Origin of the sequence: Siccibacter colletis (assembly GCF_000696575.1) — a bacterium.
Taxonomy (GTDB): Bacteria; Pseudomonadota; Gammaproteobacteria; order Enterobacterales; family Enterobacteriaceae; genus Siccibacter; species Siccibacter colletis.
This window is the reverse complement of record NZ_JMSQ01000009.1, coordinates 94,085-113,621: the sequence shown is the minus strand read 5'-3', so window position 1 is coordinate 113,621 and position 19,537 is coordinate 94,085. Positions and strand designations below refer to the sequence as shown.

At 60.3% G+C, this 19,537-nt stretch carries 16 protein-coding genes; 12 read left to right on the top strand and 4 right to left on the bottom strand.

The features are described from left to right. Positions 1 to 117 precede the first annotated feature (117 nt). Positions 118 to 1,764 carry a class I fumarate hydratase FumA gene (gene fumA / locus ET34_RS0112495; RefSeq protein ID WP_031522535.1) on the bottom strand — a complete coding sequence of 549 codons (1,647 nt, stop codon included), beginning with the start codon at positions 1,762 to 1,764 and terminating at the stop codon, positions 118 to 120. A 201-nt stretch (positions 1,765 to 1,965) separates the two neighbouring features. Here fumA and manA point away from each other — a divergent pair, with 201 nt between their 5' ends. Further along, a complete protein-coding gene (manA, locus tag ET34_RS0112490; protein ID WP_031522533.1) occupies positions 1,966 to 3,144 on the top strand; it encodes a mannose-6-phosphate isomerase in 1,179 nt (392 codons plus the stop codon). 102 nt (positions 3,145 to 3,246) lie between these two features. Then, on the top strand, positions 3,247 to 4,797 hold the full coding sequence (locus ET34_RS0112485; protein WP_031522531.1) for a YdgA family protein: 1,551 nt from the start codon (positions 3,247 to 3,249) through the stop codon (positions 4,795 to 4,797). Positions 4,798 to 4,905: 108 nt separating this feature from the next. Here the strand turns inward: ET34_RS0112485 and ET34_RS0112480 are convergent, their stop codons facing one another. Beyond that, positions 4,906 to 5,934, bottom strand: a complete 1,029-nt coding sequence (locus ET34_RS0112480) for a Mal regulon transcriptional regulator MalI (RefSeq protein ID WP_031522529.1) — start codon at positions 5,932 to 5,934, stop codon at positions 4,906 to 4,908. Between the two features lie 175 nt (positions 5,935 to 6,109). Here ET34_RS0112480 and malX point away from each other — a divergent pair, with 175 nt between their 5' ends. The 3 genes from malX (at position 6,110) to add (ending at position 9,990) form a co-directional block, all read left to right on the top strand. Next, positions 6,110 to 7,702: a maltose/glucose-specific PTS transporter subunit IIBC gene (gene malX / locus ET34_RS0112475; RefSeq protein ID WP_031522527.1), complete on the top strand. Its 1,593-nt coding sequence runs from the start codon at positions 6,110 to 6,112 to the stop codon at positions 7,700 to 7,702. 18 nt (positions 7,703 to 7,720) lie between these two features. Further along, the gene (locus tag ET34_RS0112470) at positions 7,721 to 8,890 is read left to right on the top strand and encodes a MalY/PatB family protein (RefSeq protein WP_031522525.1); all 1,170 of its coding nucleotides are present in this window, start codon (positions 7,721 to 7,723) and stop codon (positions 8,888 to 8,890) included. A gap of 101 nt (positions 8,891 to 8,991) precedes the next feature. Then, positions 8,992 to 9,990, top strand: coding sequence for an adenosine deaminase (gene add / locus ET34_RS0112465; RefSeq protein ID WP_031522523.1), 999 nt, complete (start codon positions 8,992 to 8,994; stop codon positions 9,988 to 9,990). A gap of 11 nt (positions 9,991 to 10,001) precedes the next feature. Here the strand turns inward: add and ET34_RS0112460 are convergent, their stop codons facing one another. Together ET34_RS0112460 and ET34_RS0112455 are read right to left on the bottom strand one after the other, a co-directional pair. Continuing rightward, a complete protein-coding gene (locus tag ET34_RS0112460) occupies positions 10,002 to 10,997 on the bottom strand; it encodes a bile acid:sodium symporter family protein (RefSeq protein ID WP_031522517.1) in 996 nt (331 codons plus the stop codon). Positions 10,998 to 11,144: 147 nt separating this feature from the next. Further along, the gene (locus ET34_RS0112455; protein ID WP_031522515.1) at positions 11,145 to 12,185 is read right to left on the bottom strand and encodes an oxidoreductase; all 1,041 of its coding nucleotides are present in this window, start codon (positions 12,183 to 12,185) and stop codon (positions 11,145 to 11,147) included. 212 nt (positions 12,186 to 12,397) lie between these two features. Here ET34_RS0112455 and ET34_RS0112450 point away from each other — a divergent pair, with 212 nt between their 5' ends. The 7 genes from ET34_RS0112450 to rsxD all read left to right on the top strand — a co-directional run bounded on the left by ET34_RS0112450 (position 12,398) and on the right by rsxD (position 19,535). After that, positions 12,398 to 13,798: a glycoside hydrolase family 1 protein gene (locus ET34_RS0112450; protein WP_031522513.1), complete on the top strand. Its 1,401-nt coding sequence runs from the start codon at positions 12,398 to 12,400 to the stop codon at positions 13,796 to 13,798. A 167-nt stretch (positions 13,799 to 13,965) separates the two neighbouring features. Continuing rightward, a complete protein-coding gene (gene ydgT, locus ET34_RS0112445) occupies positions 13,966 to 14,181 on the top strand; it encodes a transcription modulator YdgT (protein WP_031522511.1) in 216 nt (71 codons plus the stop codon). 92 nt (positions 14,182 to 14,273) lie between these two features. Then, positions 14,274 to 14,714, top strand: coding sequence for a DUF2569 domain-containing protein (locus ET34_RS0112440; RefSeq protein ID WP_031522509.1), 441 nt, complete (start codon positions 14,274 to 14,276; stop codon positions 14,712 to 14,714). A 78-nt stretch (positions 14,715 to 14,792) separates the two neighbouring features. Continuing rightward, complete coding sequence (gene rsxA, locus ET34_RS0112435) at positions 14,793 to 15,374, top strand: electron transport complex subunit RsxA (protein ID WP_031522508.1); 582 nt, start codon at positions 14,793 to 14,795, stop codon at positions 15,372 to 15,374. Next, on the top strand, positions 15,374 to 15,952 hold the full coding sequence (rsxB, locus tag ET34_RS0112430) for an electron transport complex subunit RsxB (protein ID WP_031522506.1): 579 nt from the start codon (positions 15,374 to 15,376) through the stop codon (positions 15,950 to 15,952). Before rsxA ends, rsxB begins: the two co-directional genes overlap by 1 nt. Continuing rightward, a complete protein-coding gene (rsxC, locus tag ET34_RS0112425) occupies positions 15,945 to 18,482 on the top strand; it encodes an electron transport complex subunit RsxC (RefSeq protein WP_031522504.1) in 2,538 nt (845 codons plus the stop codon). The genes rsxB and rsxC overlap by 8 nt, the downstream gene beginning before the upstream one ends. Further along, positions 18,483 to 19,535 (top strand): electron transport complex subunit RsxD, encoded by a 1,053-nt coding sequence (gene rsxD, locus ET34_RS0112420; RefSeq protein ID WP_031522503.1) that lies wholly within the window; start codon positions 18,483 to 18,485, stop codon positions 19,533 to 19,535. Positions 19,536 to 19,537: the final 2 nt, after the last annotated feature.

The following is a 19,537-nucleotide window of genomic DNA, read 5'->3' as shown; positions in this document are numbered from 1 at the left end:
TATCGGGTCCGACGCTGCTCAATTGCGGTTATCAGTATGGATGATGAAAAGCGAACTGATTGCGGCTTTGTGCGTTTACGCGCCACTTAAAAAAAACTGCCCCGGAGGGCGGCTGGCTTATTTAACGCAGGTGGCGCAGGCCGAGGACTGGATCTGCTGGAAGAAGTCGTTGCCTTTGTCATCCACGAGGATGAACGCCGGGAAGTCTTCTACTTCAATTTTCCAGATCGCCTCCATACCCAGCTCCGGGTATTCGACGCATTCGAGGCTCTTGATGCTGCTCTGCGCCAGCACCGCTGCCGGGCCGCCGATGCTGCCGAGGTAGAAGCCGCCGTGCTGGTGGCAGGCGTCGGTGACCTGCTTACTGCGGTTGCCCTTCGCCAGCATGATCATGCTGCCGCCGTGGGACTGCAGCAGGTCAACGTAGGAGTCCATACGTCCGGCGGTGGTCGGGCCGAGGGAGCCAGATGCATAGCCGTCCGGGGTTTTGGCCGGGCCGGCGTAGTAGATCGGGTGATCCTTAACGTACTGCGGCAGCCCCTGCCCGCTGTCGATGCGCTCTTTCAGCTTCGCGTGGGCGATGTCGCGCGCCACGATAATGGTGCCGGAGAGCGACAGGCGTGTGGACACCGGGTACTGCGACAGCTGCTGCAGAATTTCGGCCATCGGGCGATTCAGGTCGATGCGTACCGCTTCGCCCTCACCTTCACGACGCAGCGCTTCCGGGATGTATTTGCCGGGGTTGTTCTCAAGCTTTTCGATCCAGACGCCGTCGCGGTTGATTTTGGCCTTGATGTTACGGTCTGCCGAGCAGGAGACGCCCATGCCCACCGGGCAGGATGCGCCGTGGCGCGGCAGGCGTATAACCCGCACGTCGTGGGCGAAGTATTTACCGCCAAACTGCGCACCGAGGCCGAGATTGCGCGCCTCCTGCAGCAGCTCCTGCTCCAGCTGCACGTCGCGGAACGCCTGGCCGTGGGCGTTACCTTCGGTCGGCAGCCCGTCATAGTATTTCGTGGACGCGAGCTTCACGGTTTTCAGGGTGGCTTCCGCCGAGGTGCCGCCGATGACGAACGCGATATGATAAGGCGGACAGGCCGCAGTACCGAGGCTGCGCATCTTCTCCACCAGATAGTTTTTCAGCTTGCCCGGTGAGAGCAGCGCTTTGGTTTCCTGGTAGAGATAAGTTTTGTTGGCCGAGCCGCCACCTTTGGCGATACAGAGGAATTTGTACTCCTCGCCGTCCACGCTGTAGAGATCGATCTGCGCCGGCAGGTTGGTGCCGGTATTCACCTCGTTATACATATCCAGCGCGGCGTTCTGGGAGTAACGCAGGTTGTCTTCGATATAGGTGTTATACACGCCGTGCGCCAGCGCGGCTTCATCCCCGCCGCCGGTCCAGACGCGCTGCCCCTTCTTACCCATAATAATGGCGGTGCCGGTGTCCTGGCAGGTGGGCAGAATACCGCGGGCGGCGATCTCGGAGTTGCGCAGGAACTGCAGGGCGACGTACTTGTCGTTTTCGCTGGCCTCGGGGTCGTTAAGAATGTCAGCGACCTGCTGCTGATGCGCCGGGCGCAGCATGAAAGAGGCATCGTGGAAGGCGTGCTGGGCCAGCAGGGTTAACGCCTGGGGCTCCACTTTCAGCACCGCCTGCCCTTCAAATTCGGAGACGGAAACGTAGTCGCGGGTCAGCAGGTAATATTCGGTGTCATCCTTCGCGAGCGGAAAGGGTTCCTGATAGTAAAAGGGTTTATTCGACATTGTGCTCTCACTTACTGCTTCGATATGGAATGTTATTGGCGCATGGTCCATGTGCCGTCTTCAAAAGCGAGTCGCCACATCGTACACAATTTTTTAACAAAAACTGAGACTAATACGACTTTTTACTGCCGCTGGTTACTTCAAACGGGTTTGTTGGTTTAATAACGCCAGATTTCATCCTCATGACTACAGGGCTTGATAATGCAAAAACTCATTAACTCAGTGCAGAACTACGGCTGGGGAAGTAAAACTGCGTTAACGGAACTCTACGGTATCGCCAACCCGCAACAGCTGCCGATGGCGGAGCTGTGGATGGGCGCGCACCCGAAGAGCAGCTCAAAAGTGCAGGACGCCAGCGGCGCCACGCATCTGCTGCGCGACGTGATTGACGCCGATAAAGAGACCCTGCTGGGGCGCGGCGTCGCCGAGCGCTTCGGCGAGCTGCCGTTCCTGTTTAAGGTGCTGTGCGCGGATCAGCCGCTCTCGATTCAGGTGCATCCGAACAAACAGGCCTCGGAAGCGGGCTTTGCGAAAGAGAACGCCGCCGGTATCCCGCTGGATGCCGCCGAGCGCAACTATAAAGATCCGAACCACAAGCCGGAGCTGGTCTTTGCGCTTACGCCATTCCTGGCGATGAACGCCTTCCGCGAATTCAACGACATCGTTTCGCTGCTGCAGCCGGTGGCGGGAGCGCATACCGCCATTGCCCACTTCCTCGAAGCACCCAACGCCCAGCGTCTGAGCGAGCTGTTCGCCAGCCTGCTGAATATGCAGGGCGATGAGAAATCCCGCGCGCTGGCGGTGTTGAAAGCGGCGCTGGCCGATAAAACCGGCGAGCCCTGGGATACCATTCGCGCCATCAGTGAATTTTACCCGGACGACAGCGGCCTGTTCTCCCCACTGCTGCTCAACGTGGTGAAACTCAATCCGGGCGAAGCGATGTTCCTGTTTGCCGAAACCCCACACGCCTACCTGCAGGGCGTGGCGCTGGAAGTGATGGCTAACTCGGATAACGTGCTGCGCGCCGGCCTGACGCCGAAGTACATCGATATTCCTGAGCTGGTGGCGAACGTGAAGTTCGAGCCGAAGGCGGCAGACAGCCTGCTGACCCAGGCAGTGAAGCGCGGCAGCGAGCTGGATTTCCCGATCCCGGTGGACGACTTCGCGTTCTCCCTGCACGACCTGAACACCCAGGCTGTTGAACTGGCCCAGTCCAGCGCGGCGATTGTGTTCTGCGTCGAAGGTGAAGCGCTGCTGCGTAAAGGCGATGCTACGCTGGTACTGAAGCCGGGCGAATCGGCGTTTATCGCCGCCCATGAGTCGCCGGTCAGCGTCAGCGGCATCGGACGCATCGCGCGCGTGTTTAATAAAATCGACTAAGCTACTGATTTTTTTGGCACGGATTGCTAAGCTCACTGTCAGACGTTGATGAACTCACCCGGCGGGTTACCCGCCGGGACGACTGTTTTAGGGATAAGGACTATGAAAAAGACTCTGGTTGCAGCGGGCGTGATCGTCGCCCTGGGTGTGGTCTGGACGGGCGCGGCCTGGTTTACCGGTAAACAATTCGAGAACCGCGTAGCGGAGATGATCGCGCAGGGCAACGCCGAACTGAAGCGCACCTCGCCGGAGTCAGGCCTGGAGCTGGCGTACCAGAACTACCATCGCGGCGTGTTCAGCAGCCAGCTGGAGCTGGTCGTGAAGCCGGTTCAGGGCGCGCAAAGTTCGTGGCTGAAACCGGGTCAGACCGTGGTGCTGAACGAGGATGTCGATCACGGCCCGTTCCCCTTCGCGCAGCTGAAAAAGTTTAATCTGATCCCGTCGCTGGCCTCGGTGAATACCACGCTTGCCAACAACGCCACCACCAAAGCGTTGTTTGACCACACCAAAGGTCAGTCGCTGTTTACCGCCGATACGCGCGTCGGCTACTCGGGGGCTACCGCTACTGATATCACGCTGGTGCCGGTGAACTATCAGCAGGAGCAGGACAAAATCGCCTTCAGCGGCGGGGAGTTCACGGTTGCGGTGGACGGTGACAGCAACGAGATGTCGTTGAAAGGGAATATCGACAGTGCGCTCATCGACAGCGTCAACGAATATGGTCAGCGCGTGCAGATGAGCATCAACAACCTGAAAACCGATGGTTCTTCCGAACTGACCTCGTTTGACGAGCGCATCGGTCAGCAGCAGCTCAACCTTGAGAAGCTGGCTATTTCGGTGGAAGGCAACGAGCTGGCGGTATTCGAAGGCACGGCGCTGACGGCGAAAACCGAAGTGGCCGAAGACAAGAAGCATCTCAACAGCGTGGTGGATTACACCCTCGACAGCCTGAAGGTGCAGAACCAGAACATGGGCAGCGGTAAGCTGACGCTGAAGGTCGGTCAGGTTGACGGCAAAGCCTGGCATCAGTTCAGCCAGCAGTACAACGCCCAGGCAAACGCCCTGCTGTCGCAGCCGGAAGTGATGCAGAACCCGCAGGCCTATCAGGAGAACTTCCGCCAGATCCTGCTTAACAACCTGCCGCTGCTGCTCGACAGCGGCCCGGTGATCACCGTTGCGCCGTTCAGCTGGAAAAATGCCAAAGGCGAAAGCTCGCTGAACCTGTCACTGTTCTTCAAAAACAAAGAAGAGCTGAAGCAGCCGGTGAAATCCCTGGGCGAAGAGCTGCTGCGTAACGTGAAATCGCTGGACGGCAAACTGTCAATCCCGATGGACATGGCGACCGAGTTTATGACTCAGGTTGCGCAGCTTGAAGGCTACCAGAAGGATCAGGCTGAAAAGCTGGCGCGTAAACAGGTAGAAGGCGCTGCTGCTGCGGGCCAGATGTTCCGTCTGGTGTCAACCAAAGACAACGTCATCAGCACCAGCCTGCAATATGCAAACGGCCAGGTGAACCTCAACGGCGACAAGATGCCGGTCGAGGCGCTGTTCGGGAAATTTACGCTGCCGGGCATGGGCGGCGAGGCGCCGGCTCCGGAGCTGGAAACCCCGATGGCACCGGCAACGCGCGGGCCGATGATCGCTCCGCAGTAATGTTGCGCTAACAACCAGGCCTCCCTGCGGAGGCCTTTTTTATGGGCGGAATTCAGTATTCAACGGTGGGTGCGCTACGCTTACCCACCCTACGTGCCGGGGCAGCATTCAGCGCTGGGGCACCAGCCGGGCGGGAATAATCTGGTGGCGCAACGCATCCTCTTCCTGGTTGATCCGCTGCAGCATGCGTCCGGCCAGGGTGTGGCCTATCTCGCGGGCCGGGGTGGTGACCCAGGTCACCGGCAGATCGTCGAGTGCGGCTTCAGGCACCTCGGCAAAGGCCGCCAGCGCCACCTGGCGATCGTAGTAGCTCTCCATCCCGCCTTCCCCGCCCTGGCGTCCGCCGCGCATCAGGCCGAACCACGCCCCCATCGCCACGGTACTGTTGTGGCACAGCACCGCGCTGATGGTGGGATTGCGCCGCAGCAGATCGCTGATGGCCTCCGCCGCCTGTTTCTGGCTCGGTTCGCACTCCAGCACCCAGTCGCTGTGAAACGGCAGGCCGTACTGCAGCAGCGTGGCGCAGTAGCCACCCAGCCGTTCAGCGCGGGTCAGCGAGGAGCTGCGTCCCCCCAGCCAGGCGATGCGCTGATGGCCGCGCCGGATAAGATGTTCGGTCACCAGTTGCGCGGCCTGCATGTTGTCCGGGCGGATAATATCGGCTTCATCAAGATGGCTGGCCCGCGAGGCAAACAGCAGCGGAAGCTGACGCGCCGCCGCCATATCGCGCAGCGAAGCACCTTCTCCGGCAGCGCCGGCGATAATCACGCCGTCCACGCCCTGGGAGAGCAGCGTGGCGAAGCAGCGTTCGCTCTGGTCGGCGTCGCGTCCGCACTGGGTGAGGAACAGCATCCGCCCCTGGGCTTCCAGCGCTTCGCTGAGGCCGGCGGTCAGCTCGGCGTAAAAGGGCGAGCTGAGATCGCGCACCATCAGGCCAATTACCCCACTCTGCCCACCGCGCAGCGACACCGCCTGGCGGTTGCGCACAAAGCCCAGTTTCTCGATCGCCTCATTTACCCGCTCACCGGTGGCGTGGGAGATGCGTCCCTTGCCGCTCAGCACCAGCGAGACGGTACTGACCGAGACGCCCGCCGCCAGCGCCACGTCGTTGATGGTGATTTTCTTCGCTACAGACATCGCTGCGATTCCCTTCCCTTATCGCTCAGATAAAACGTTTTACCCATAGGGGATCTTTATAGCCGCTATTATCGCCTGATTATGTGATTCGTTTCGCACTAAAGTTTGATAAAACGTTTTATCTTCTCGCTGCGTGATATATCCCCGACCTCACTTTCAGGACAAGGAGTCGTTTATGGCGGCTAATGCAGCATCCCGAATCACCGTGTGGGAGTTCTTCCAGCAGCTGGGCAAAACCTTCATGCTGCCGGTAGCGCTCCTCTCCTTCTGCGGCATCATGCTCGGCATCGGCAGTTCGCTGAGCAGCCATGATGTCATCACCCTGTTTCCGGCGCTCGGTCATCCGGTGCTGCAGGCCATTTTCCTGTGGATGAGCAAAGTCGGCTCCTTCGCCTTCAGCTACCTGCCGGTGATGTTCTGCATCGCTATCCCCCTCGGGCTGGCGCGCGAGAACAAAGGCGTCGCGGCCTTTGCCGGTTTCGTCGGCTTTACGGTGATGAACCTGGCGACCAACTTCTGGCTCACCATGAAAGGCATTCTGCCCACCACCGATGCGGCGGTGCTGAAGGCCAATAACGTGCAGAACGTGCTGGGCATTCAGTCGGTGGATACCGGCATCCTCGGGGCGGTGATCGCCGGGGTGATCATCTGGCTGCTGCACGAGCGTTTTCACAACGTGCGTCTGCCGGATGCGCTGGCGTTCTTCGGCGGCACCCGCTTCGTTCCCATTATCACCAGCGTGGTGATGGGCCTGGTGGGGCTGGTGATCCCATTAATCTGGCCGGTGTTTGCTATGGGCATCACCGCGCTGGGAAGCATGATCAACAGCGCCGGGGCGTTCGGACCGATGATTTTCGGCACCGGCGAGCGTCTGCTGCTGCCGTTCGGTCTGCAGCATATTCTGGTGGCGCTGATCCGCTTTACCGAAGCGGGCGGCACCATGGAAGTGTGCGGTAAAACCGTGAATGGCGCACTGACCATTTTCCAGGCGCAGCTTAACTGTCCGTCGGTACACGGCTTCTCCGAGAGCGCGACGCGCTTCCTCTCGCAGGGCAAAATGCCGGCGTTCCTCGGCGGCCTGCCCGGCGCGGCGCTGGCAATGTACCACTGCGCTCGCCCGGAAAACCGGCATAAGATTAAAGGGCTGCTCATCTCTGGCGTAATTGCTTGCGTGGTGGGCGGCACCACCGAGCCGCTGGAATTCCTGTTCCTGTTTGTCGCCCCGGTGCTGTATCTGATCCACGCCCTGCTGACCGGGCTGGGCTTCACCATCATGGCCGTGCTCGGCGTCACCATCGGCAACACCGACGGCAACGTCATTGACTTTGTGGTGTTCGGTATACTGCACGGCCTCGCCACCAAGTGGTATCTGGTGCCGGTGGTGGCAGCGGTCTGGTTTGCGGCCTACTACGCCATTTTCCGCTTCGCCATCCTGCGCTTTAATATCAAAACCCCCGGTCGCGACGTGGAAGTGGCGCGTCAGGTTGAAACCGCAATGGCGGGCAGCGTCGGCAAGTCCGGGTACAACGTTCCGGCTATTCTCGCGGCACTCGGCGGCGCGGAGAATATCGTTACTCTCGATAACTGCATCACCCGCCTGCGTCTGTCGGTAAAAGAGATGGCGAACGTGGATGTCGAGGCGCTGAAAGCCAATCGTGCCATCGGCGTGGTACAGCTCAACCAGCATAACCTGCAGGTGGTGATTGGACCGCAGGTGCAGTCGGTAAAAGATGAAATGGCGGCACTGATGAACATGGTGCAGGCGTGAGGCGCTAAGGACGATACGATGTTTGATTTTTCTACGCCGGTAGACCGGCACGGCACCTGGTGTACCCAGTGGGATTATGTCGCGGACCGCTTCGGCGCACCGGACCTGCTGCCGTTCACCATTTCGGATATGGATTTCCCCACCGCGCCGTGCGTGCTGGATGCCCTGCAGCAGCGCCTCACCCACGGCGTGCTGGGCTACAGCCGCTGGAATAACAGCGATTTCAGCGGGGCGATTGCCCACTGGTATCAGCAGCGTTTCGCCACCGCCATCGACCCGGCAACGCTGGTGTATGGCCCGTCGGTGATCTACACCGTGTCGCAGCTGATCCGCCAGTGGTCGCAGCCCGGCGACGGGGTGCTGATCCATACTCCGGCCTACGACGCATTCTACAAAACCATCGAAGGTAATCAGCGCCGCGTGATTAGCCTGCCGCTGGAGCAGCAGGACGGCGAGTGGGTATGCGACATGGCCCGGCTGGCGCAGGCGCTGGCGAAGCCGGAGTGCAAAATCATGCTGCTGTGCAGCCCGCACAATCCGACCGGTAAAGTCTGGACGCGGCCGGAGCTGGACACCCTGGCGGCGCTGTGCGAGCGACACGGCGTGCGGGTTATCAGCGATGAAATCCATATGGACATGGTGTGGCGTGGCAGCCATACGCCCTGGAGCGCGGTCGGGCGCGGCGTCTGGGCGCTGGTCACCTCGGCGTCCAAGAGCTTTAACATTCCGGCCCTGACCGGCGCTTACGGGTTCATCAGCGATCCGCAGGCGCGGGAGGCGTACCTGACGGCGCTCAAAGGGCAGGATGGCCTTTCTTCACCGGCGGTGCTGGCGCTGGTGGCGCATATTGCTGCTTATCGTGACGGATCGCCCTGGCTCGACGCGCTGCGCGACTACCTGCGGGCTAACCTCGATTACGTTGCGCAGACCCTGAATGCGGCGTTTGCGCAACTCAACTGGCAGCCGCCCGCCGCCACCTATCTGGCGTGGATCGATCTGCGTCCATTGGGTCTTGACGATAAGGCGCTGCAACAGGCGCTGATCGAGCAGCAGAAGGTCGCCATTATGCCGGGTTACACCTACGGCGCAGAAGGCAACGGCTTTATCCGCCTCAACGTGGGCTGCCCGCGGGTGAAGCTGGAAGCCGGGGTTGCGCGCTTAATCGCCGCCATTCGCTCACTTAACTAACGCTTCGGGGTGGAAACACCCCTTTTTGTTGCGCAACGTAGCTTTTTCCCCCGCTTTATTTTTATAATGCTCTGCACTTTAGCTAAAAAAAGAGTGCGACCATGATTGATACCACCCTGCCGTTAACCGACCTGCACCGCCACCTCGATGGCAACATTCGCGCCCAAACCATTCTCGATCTTGGCCGCCAGTTCAATCTGAGCCTGCCCGCTACCACCCTTGAAACCCTGCGCCCGCACGTGCAGGTCACCGCCAACGAACCGGATCTGGTGAGCTTCCTTGCCAAACTCGACTGGGGCGTGAAGGTGCTGGCGTCGCTGGATGCCTGCCGCCGCGTGGCGTATGAAAACATCGAAGATGCCGCACAGCACGGCCTGCACTATGTCGAACTGCGCTTCTCGCCGGGTTATATGGCGATGACCCACCAGCTGCCGGTGGACGGCGTGGTGGAAGCGGTGATTGCCGGGGTGCGCGAAGGCTGCCGTGATTTTGGCGTGCAGGCGCGTCTTATCGGCATTATGAGCCGTACCTTCGGGGAAACCGCCTGCGAGGTGGAGCTGGACGCCCTGCTGGCGCACCGCGACCATATCACCGCGCTCGATCTGGCGGGCGACGAGCTGGGCTTCCCCGGCAGCCTGTTCCTGCCCCACTTCAACCGCGCCCGCGACGCCGGCTGGCGTATCACGGTGCATGCCGGTGAAGCGGCAGGTCCGGAGAGCATCTGGCAGGCGATTCGCGAGCTGGGTGCCGAGCGTATCGGTCACGGCGTGAAGGCGATTGAGGATCCGGCGCTGATGGATTTCCTCGCCGAACAGCGCATCGGGATTGAGTCCTGCCTGACGTCGAATATTCAGACCAGCACCGTGGCGGCGCTGGAGAAGCATCCGCTGAAAACCTTCCTTGAGCATGGCGTGCTGGCAACCATCAATACCGATGACCCGGCGGTTCAGGGTGTGGACATCACTCACGAGTATCAGGTGGCTGCCGCGCAGGCCGGACTGAGCCAGGCGCAAATCCGCCAGGCCCAGCAGAACGGCCTGACAATTGCGTTTTTAAGCGAGCAGGAGAAACAGGCGCTGCGCGAGTCCGTTCGCGCCTGATGCGTTACGGCTCAGGGTTTTGCCTGGGCCGTCTCTTCCGCTGCGGTACGGCGGGCGTAACGCTGCGCCAGTACCGCACAGACCATCAGCTGGATCTGATGGAAAATCATCAGCGGTAGCACCATCACCCCCACCGCACTGGCCGGGAACAGCACATTCGCCATCGGCACGCCGTTCGCCAGGCTCTTTTTCGAACCGCAGAACACGATCGTCACCTCATCAGCCGTGTTAAAGCCCAGCATCCGCGCCGCCAGGGTGTTCACCACCAGCACCACCGCCAGCAAGACCGTAGACAGGCCTACCACCACCATCAGCGCAGCGCCGTCGATCTGATGCCAGATCCCGCCCACTACCGCTTCACTGAATGCCACGTACACCACCAGCAGAATCGACGAGCGGTCGGTCATGTTGATCAGCTTTTTATGACGATCGACCCAGCGGCCAATCAGCGGGCGCGACAGGTGCCCCACCACAAACGGCACCATCAGCTGCAGCACGATCTTGCCGATGGCATCGAGGGTGTTGGTATCCCCCTGCTGGGCCTGCATCAGCGCCCCGACCAGCACCGGCGAGAGGAAAATCCCCAGAATGCTCGATGCCGAGGCACTGCAGATGGCAGCGGCCACGTTGCCCTTCGCTACCGAGGTGAACGCGATAGCCGACTGCACCGTGGCCGGCAGCGCGCAGAGATACAGAAAGCCGAGCCAGAGCGACGGTGGCAGCACCGAGTGCGGAATAAACTGCATGAGCAGCCCGAGCGCCGGGAACAGGGCAAAGGTGCTGATAAACACCACCAGATGCAGCCGCCAGTGGCCCATCCCGGCAAAAATCGCCTCGCGGGAGAGCTTTGCACCGTGCATAAAGAACAGCAGTCCGATTGCAAAAGTCGTCAGGTATTCAAAGGCCGTTTTCACCCTACCTTCGCACGGGAAAAACGAGGCGACGATCACTACGCCAATCATAATCACTAAGAAGGTGTCTATCTTCAGACGCTGCAGCCAACGCATAGGGTATCCCTGTTGATATCAAAAAAGCCTACTCTGCCCTGGTCGGGGGCAATGATAAATATAACCTGCTATTAACATTCTGTTTGTTGAGCGGCGGTTGAGCGAAAAAAAGGGGCGTTTTCACGCCCCCGGCAGGACTGCGGCTACTCAGGCCAGCGACAGCGTCGCGCGATGCTTCGCCGATTCGATACCCAGCTCAATCAGCTCCATGATGGTAATCGCCTGGCTTGCCGGCACCGGATTTTCGCCGTTGCCGGTCAGGGCGTCGCGGATTGCCGCATAGTAGGCCGGATAGTTGCCCGGCACCGTCAGCAGCGTTTTCTCCACCATCTCCTCGCCCTGCGCCAGCGTCAGGGTGCCATCGCGCATGTCGTAGCCCCAGTCGCTCTGCGGCAGGCGCTCCCCGGCCTTCAGGCGATCCTCCTGCGGGTCGAGACCAAACTTCACATAGCTGCCGCGGGTGCCGTGCACGATATAGCGCGCCGATTCCGCCGCCGCCAGCATGGTGCCGTGCAGCACGACGCGGCGCTGCGGGTAGCTCAGCACGGCGTGGAAGTAGTCGGTCGCCTGTGCGCCGGGGCGCAGCTGGGCGAGATCCACCGACAGGCTGACCGGCAGGCCAAACAGATTAATCGCCTGGTCGAGCAGGTGCGGAGCCAGATCGTACCAGATGCCGCTGCCCGGCCCAGCCTGCTCGCGCCAGCGGTTACGCACCTGCGGACGGAAGCGGTCAAAGTGGGATTCGAAGTAGCTCACTTCGCCCAGCGTGCCCTCTGCCACCAGCGCTTTCAGCGTCAGGAAGTCGCTGTCCCAGCGGCGGTTGTGAAACACCGACAGCACCAGATTGCAGCTTTTAGCCAGCGCGTCCAGCTCGCGTGCCTGTGACAACGTCACGGTGAAGGGTTTATCCACCACAACGTGCTTGCCCGCTTCCAGCGCGGCTTTAGCCAGCGGGAAGTGGGTATCGTTGGGGGTGGGAACCACGATGAGGTCGATATTGGGATCGTTAAACAGTTGCTTCGGCTCGGATACCACCGGCACGGTCGGCCAGTCGGCATGAACCTTTGCCGCATCGCTGCTGGAGATGGCGGCCAGCTCCATGCCCGGCGTGCCGGCGATCAGCGCCGCATGGAAGGTTTTACTGGCATAGCCATAGCCGATGAGTCCAACGCGGATTTTATCACTCATAGAGATTCCTCTGGTCAGTTGACGCTGTCATTTCACACCAATCCCACTGATGTCTCAACAGATTATTACCGTATCGTTACCGCGCCGGGTTTCACATGAAAGCGGAAAAGTGATCGCGATCGCAACGCTGCAACCGGTTACCGAAACCGGTTGCAGCGTGAAAAAGCCGTTGCCTACACTCGATGACATCACCACTACGCAAGGAGTTACCGATGTCAGGATTTCCACAGGATTTTCTCTGGGGTGCGGCCAGCGCAGCGTATCAGGTTGAAGGCGGACATGATGCCGACGGCAAAGGCCCGTCGATCTGGGATGTGTTTTCCCACCTGCCGGGTACCACATGGCAAGGCACTAACGGCGATATCGCCGTCGATCACTACCATCGCTTCCGCGAGGACGTGGCGCTGATGGCGGAGATGGGGATGCAGAGCTACCGCTTCTCCATTGCCTGGCCGCGCCTCCTGCCTACCGGGCGCGGCGCGGTTAACGAAGCCGGCGTGCAGTTTTACAGCGATCTGATTGATGCCCTGCTGGAGCACAACATTGAGCCGATGATTACGCTGTATCACTGGGATCTGCCCCAGGCGCTACAGGATGAAGGCGGCTGGGAAGCGCGCTCCACCGCCGAGGCGTTCCTGGAATATGCGCAGCTCTGCTATGACCGCTTTGGCTCCAGGGTGAAGCTCTGGGCGACGTTTAACGAAACCGTGGTATTCATTGGCCACGGCTATATCACCGGCAGCCATCCCCCGGCGGTACAAGATCCTGCCCGCGCAATACAGGCCTGCCATCACGTGTTTGTCGCCCATGCCCTGGCGGTCAACGCGTTTCGTAAAAGCGGCATTAAGGGGCAGATCGGTTTCGTCAACGTGCTGCAACCCCATACGGCGCTGACCGACAAGCCGGAAGATGTGGCAGCGAAAGACCTGGCCGATGCCATCTACACCCACTGGCTTTACGATCCGGTGCTTAAGGGCGAATACCCGGCGCAACTCGTGACGCAGACCCAGGCACTGTGGGGCGTGCCACGCTATGCCCCGGGAGATGAAGCGCTGCTGAAAGAGAATATCTGTGACTTTATCGGCCTGAACTACTACAAGCGGGAAACCGTGGCAGCCAACCCGGATGCAACCAGCCTGAAAGCCAACCACAGCGGGGAGCGCAACAGCGGACACCAGTTCGGCTTCAAGGGGCTGTATAAGTTTGTGCGTAATCCACAGGGGGTCTATACCGACTGGGACTGGGAGATCTGGCCGCAGGGACTGACCGACGGCATTATGCAGGTGAAAGCCCGCTACGGTGATATTCCGATCTACATCACCGAAAACGGCCTGGGGGCAAAAGACCCGATTATTGATGGCGAGGTGGTGGACGATGCGCGCATCGATTATTTGCGCATGCATATTGACGCCATGGAAAGCGCCATTGCTCAGGGTGCGGACGTACGCGGCTATTATCCCTGGTCCTTCATTGATTTATTAAGCTGGCTGAACGGTTATCAAAAACAGTACGGCTTTGTGTATGTCGATCATAACGACAATCTCAACCGGAAACGGAAGAAAAGTTTCTGGTGGTATCAGAAGGTTATCAGCAGCAACGGCGAGCAACGTTAATCGCATCGGGTCAGGTATCGTGCGGTGCCTGGCCCTCTGAACGCAGGATTACTCTTAAAGTCTTATTCCCCCGTGGTTATTTATCCAGCCTTTTCCGCTTTCAGTTTATTATTCATTAACGTTAATTCAGCTACGCTGGCTGGCTTCTCATTAAGGAATATTTACCGATGACGGTGCAGGACTATTTATTAAAGTTTCGCAAAATTAGCACGCTCGACAGCCTGGAAAAGCTTTTTGATCATCTTAATTATTCCCTGACCGATAATCAGGAGATTATTAATATGTATCGCGCCGCCGATCACCGCCGTGCCGAACTGGTTTCCGGCGGCAAACTGTTCAACATCGGCGAGGTACCCAAATCCGTTTGGCGATACGTGCAGTGAGCCCTGTGCAACAGTAGCAATTACTGAGAATTTCTTTATAATTCCTGCGCTCTTAATTCGTTTGCGCGCCGTGAAATTCCTGAGGAGGCTGTATGTCTACCACGCCGACAACGCGTATCGGAGGCTGGCTGCTGGCCCCTCTCGCCTGGCTCTTATTAACGCTCCTCAGCACCTCGCTCGGCCTGGTCGTCTGGTTTATGGCGATTATTTCGCCGCGCGCGCATCAGATGTTAAGCGAACTGAGCACACAAAATGTCGTGCTGTGGTATCTGTCGATGGCCACCGCAGTGGCCGTGTGGATCTACACCCTGTGGCTGAGCGTGGCGTTCTTTAAGCGCCGCGCGCTGGTGCGCAAGCACTACATTATCTGGCTGCTGGTTTGCGTGCTGCTGGCGCTCAAATCTTTTGCCTTTTCGCCGGTTAACGATGAGATTGCGGTGAGTCAGCTTATTTTACCTCTGCTGGCTGCGGCGCTGATGGCGCCCTATTTCCGCTACGCCCAGCGCGTAAAAAACACCTTCGTTAACCCGTAAATAACCCTACGGATACTACGTTGTCGCATTCGGTCGGATGACCGATAATATGCGGCTGCTTTTGTTTCAGGTCGAAAAATGGCTGATTATCTGCTTCTTTTTGTTGGTACGGTGCTGGTCAATAACTTCGTATTGGTGAAGTTTCTTGGCCTGTGTCCGTTTATGGGCGTATCGAAAAAGCTCGAAAGCGCCATCGGAATGGGACTGGCCACCACCTTTGTGATGACGCTGGCGTCGATCAGCGCCTGGCTTATTGACACCTGGATCCTCATCCCGCTGGATCTCATTTACCTGCGCACCCTCTCCTTTATTCTGGTCATCGCCGTGGTGGTGCAGTTCACCGAGATGGTGGTGCGTAAAACCAGTCCGGCGCTCTATCGCCTGCTGGGCATCTTCCTGCCGCTTATCACCACCAATTGCGCGGTGCTTGGCGTGGCGCTGCTCAACATCAACCTTGGCCACAACTTCCTGCAGTCGGCGCTGTACGGTTTTGCCGCTGCCGTTGGCTTCTCGCTGGTGATGGTGCTGTTTGCCGCCATCCGCGAGCGTCTGGCCGTGGCCGACGTGCCGGCACCGTTTCGCGGTAACGCCATTGCGCTTATCACCGCCGGGCTGATGTCGCTGGCCTTCATGGGCTTTAGCGGGCTGGTGAAAGCGTAATGAGTGCTGTCTGGATTGCGATTGCCGCCGTCAGCGTGCTGGGACTGCTGTTCGGCATGATCCTCGGCTTCGCCTCGCGCCGCTTTGCTGCCGATGAAGATCCGATCGTTGACCGTATCGATGACATCCTGCCGCAAAGTCAGTGCGGGCAGTGCGGCTACCCCGGCTGTCGCCCTTACGCCGAAGCCGTCGGCAACCAGGGTGAAAATATTAACCGCTGCGCCCCCGGCGGCGAAGCGGTGATGCTGAAAATCGCCACGCTGTTAAACGTTGACCCGCAGCCGATTGGCGAAGATGCCCAGGCCGCAGAGCCGGTGCGCATGCTGGCGGTGATCGACGAACCCAACTGCATCGGCTGCACCAAATGTATTCAGGCCTGTCCGGTGGATGCCATCGTCGGCGCGACGCGCGCGATGCATACCGTGGTCAGCGATCTCTGCACCGGCTGCAACCTGTGTGTCGATCCCTGCCCAACCGCCTGTATCGAGCTGCGTCCGGCTGCAGCCACTACGGATAACTGGAAGTGGGATCTGCACACCATTCCTGTCCGCAATATTCCAGTGGAACAACATGCTTAAGTTATTTTCCGCTTTCCGCAAAGACAAAGTCTGGGATTTTCACGGCGGCATCCATCCTCCGGAGATGAAAACCCAGTCTAACGGTACGCCGCTGCGTCAGGTTCCTCTGCCGGGGCGTTTTGTTATCCCGCTGAAGCAGCATATCGGTGCCGAAGGCGAGCTGGCGGTCGCCGCGGGCGATCGCGTCCTGCGCGGCCAGCCGCTGACCCGCGGCCGTGGACGGATGCTTCCGGTGCATGCGCCGACGTCCGGTATCGTTACGGCGATTGCGCCCCACTCCACCGCGCACCCGTCGGCGCTGGCCGAGCTGTCAGTCATTATTGATGCCGATGGCGAAGACCGCTGGATCGAGCGCGACGGCTGGCAGGACTATCAGTGCCGCAGCCGCGAGGAGCTGATCGCCCGTATTCACCAGTTCGGCGTGGCCGGGCTGGGCGGTGCCGGCTTCCCCACCGGCAATAAACTGGCGGGCGGCGGCGATAAGATTGACACCCTGATCATCAACGCCGCGGAATGCGAACCCTATATCACCGCTGATGACCGTCTGATGCAGGACTGCGCCGCACAGGTAGTGGAAGGCATTCGCATCCTCGCCCACATCCTGCAGCCGCGTGAAGTGCTGATCGGTATTGAAGATAACAAGCCGCAGGCCATCTCGATGCTGCGCGCGGTTCTGGCGGATGAATACCGCATCAAGCTACGCGTGATCCCGACCAAATATCCGTCCGGCGGCGCGAAGCAGCTGACGCAGATCCTGACCGGTAAACAGGTGCCGCACGGCGGCCGTTCATCGGATATCGGCGTGCTGATGCAGAACGTCGGCACCGCCTATGCGGTAAAGCGCGCGGTGATCGACGGTGAACCGCTGACCGAACGCGTGGTGACGCTGACCGGCGAGGCCGTGGGCCGTCCGGGCAACGTCTGGGCGCGCCTCGGCACCCCGGTGCGTCACCTGCTGGAAAACGCCGGCTTTATTCCCACCAGTGAACAGCTGGTGATCATGGGCGGCCCGCTGATGGGCTTCACCCTGCCGTGGCTCGACGTGCCGGTGGTGAAAATCACCAACTGCCTGCTGGCCCCTTCCGCCAGCGAGATGGGCGACACGCCTGAAGAGAAAGGCTGTATCCGCTGCAGCGCCTGCGCCGATGCCTGTCCGGCGGACCTGCTGCCGCAGCAGCTTTACTGGTTCAGCAAAGGCCAGCAGCACGACAAGGCCACGGCCCATAACCTGGCGGACTGCATTGAGTGCGGTGCCTGCGCCTGGGTCTGCCCAAGCAACATTCCGCTGGTGCAGTATTTCCGTCAGGAAAAAGCAGAAATTCGCGCCATCGCGGAGGAAGAGCGTCGCGCCGCGGAAGCGAAAGCGCGCTTTGAAGCCCGTCAGGCGCGTCTGGAGCGCGACAAGCTGGCTCGCGCCGAACGCCATAAAAAAGCGGCGGTGCAGCCTGGCAGCGAAGATAAAGAGGCGATCAACGCCGCGCTGGCCCGGGTGCGTGAAAAACAGGCCGCCGCTGCCGAACCGGTGAACGTTGTTGCCGGTGAAACGCCGGATAACAGCGCGGTTATCGCCGCGCGTGAGGCGCGCAAAGCGCAGGCCCGCGCCCGTCAGGCAGAAAAAACACAGCCGGAGACCGCTGAGGCGGCCGATCCGCGTAAAGCGGCAGTGGAAGCCGCTATCGCCCGTGCCAAAGCGCGTAAAGCAGCCCAGGCGGAAGAGAGCGTTGCCGATGCGGTAACCCCTGACGCCACTGAGGCGGCCGATCCGCGTAAAGCCGCGGTGGAAGCCGCTATCGCCCGTGCCAAAGCCCGTAAAGCAGCCCAGGCGGAAGAGAGCGTTGCCGATGCGCTAACCCCTGACGCCACTGAGACTGTCGATCCGCGTAAAGCCGCGGTGGAAGCCGCCATCGCCCGTGCCAAAGCGCGTAAAGCAGCCCAGGCGGAAGAGAGCGTTGCCGATGCGGTAACCCCTGACGCCACTGAGGCGGCCGATCCGCGTAAAGCCGCGGTGGAAGCCGCCATCGCCCGTGCCAAAGCGCGTAAAGCAGCCCAGGCGGCGGAAGCGGCTGAAGCTGAACCGTCTCAGGACGTTGACCCGCGCAAAGCGGCGGTTGAAGCCGCCATCGCCCGCGCCAAAGCGCGTAAAGCCGCTCAGGCCGCTGAAGCCGCGGCAGAAACCGCCGCCGCTGAGCCGGAAGCGCCGAATGTTGAGGCGGTCGATCCGCGTAAAGCCGCGGTGGAAGCCGCCATTGCCCGCGCCAAAGCCCGAAAAGCGGCCGAGGCGGCCCGGACGGCAAGCGATGCGGCCCCGCAGGAACCCGAGGCCTCGGTGATCTCCCAGGTGGAAGCCGAAGATCCGCGCAAAGCCGCAGTAGAAGCCGCCATCGCCCGTGCTAAAGCGCGTAAGGCAGCACAAGCGGCCAACGAAGCGGCAGAAGAAGATTCAGACGATCCTCGTAAGGCGGCGGTCGCTGCCGCTATTGCCAGGGTTCAGGCGCGTAAAGCTGCACAGAAGGTCGTTAACGAGGAATAAATGGTTTTCAGAATCGCAAGTTCGCCCTATACCCATAATCAGCGCCAGACCGCGCGTATTATGCTGCTGGTCAGCCTCGCCGCCCTGCCGGGCATCGCGGTGCAGTGGTTCTATTTTGGCTGGGGTACGCTGGTTCAGACCGGCCTCGCTATCATCGCCGCCGTGCTGGCCGAAGCGCTGGTGGTGCGTCTGCGCAAGCAGAACGTAACCGCCCAGTTGCGGGATAACTCGGCTATGCTCACCGGGTTGCTGCTCGGCATCAGTCTGCCGCCGCTTGCGCCCTGGTGGATGATCGTCCTCGGCACGGTGTTCGCGGTGATTATCGCCAAGCAGCTTTACGGCGGTCTCGGCCATAACCCGTTTAACCCGGCGATGATCGGCTACGTCGTGCTGCTGATCTCCTTCCCGGTGCAGATGACCAGCTGGCTGCCGCCGCAGGAGATTGCCGCGGCGGCACCGGGCTTTATCGATACCCTGAACGTGATCTTTACCGGCCATACCGCCGGCGGGCTGAATGCCGATACCCTGCGTCTTGGTGTCGATGGCATCAGCCAGGCTACCCCGCTCGACACCTTCAAAACCGGGCTGCGGGCTGGCCACAGCGCCGATGCGGTGATGGAGATGCCGATCTATCGCGGCGTGCTGGCAGGGGTTGGCTGGCAGTGGGTTAACGCCGCCTTCCTGCTCGGCGGCCTGTTTATGATCTGGAAAAACACTATCCGCTGGCATATTCCGGTGAGCTTCCTGCTGTCGCTGGGCCTCTGCGCCACCCTCGGCTGGGTGTTTGCGCCGGAATCGCTGGCCTCGCCGCTGGTGCATCTGTTCTCCGGGGCGACGATGCTGGGCGCGTTCTTTATCCTTACCGATCCGGTTACCGCCTCGACCACCAACAAAGGGCGTCTGCTGTTTGGCGCGCTGGCGGGTCTGCTGGTGTGGCTGATCCGCAGCTTCGGCGGCTACCCGGATGGCGTGGCGTTTGCCGTACTGCTGGCGAACATCACCGTGCCGCTGATCGACTACTACACGCGTCCGCGCGTTTACGGACACCGTTAATA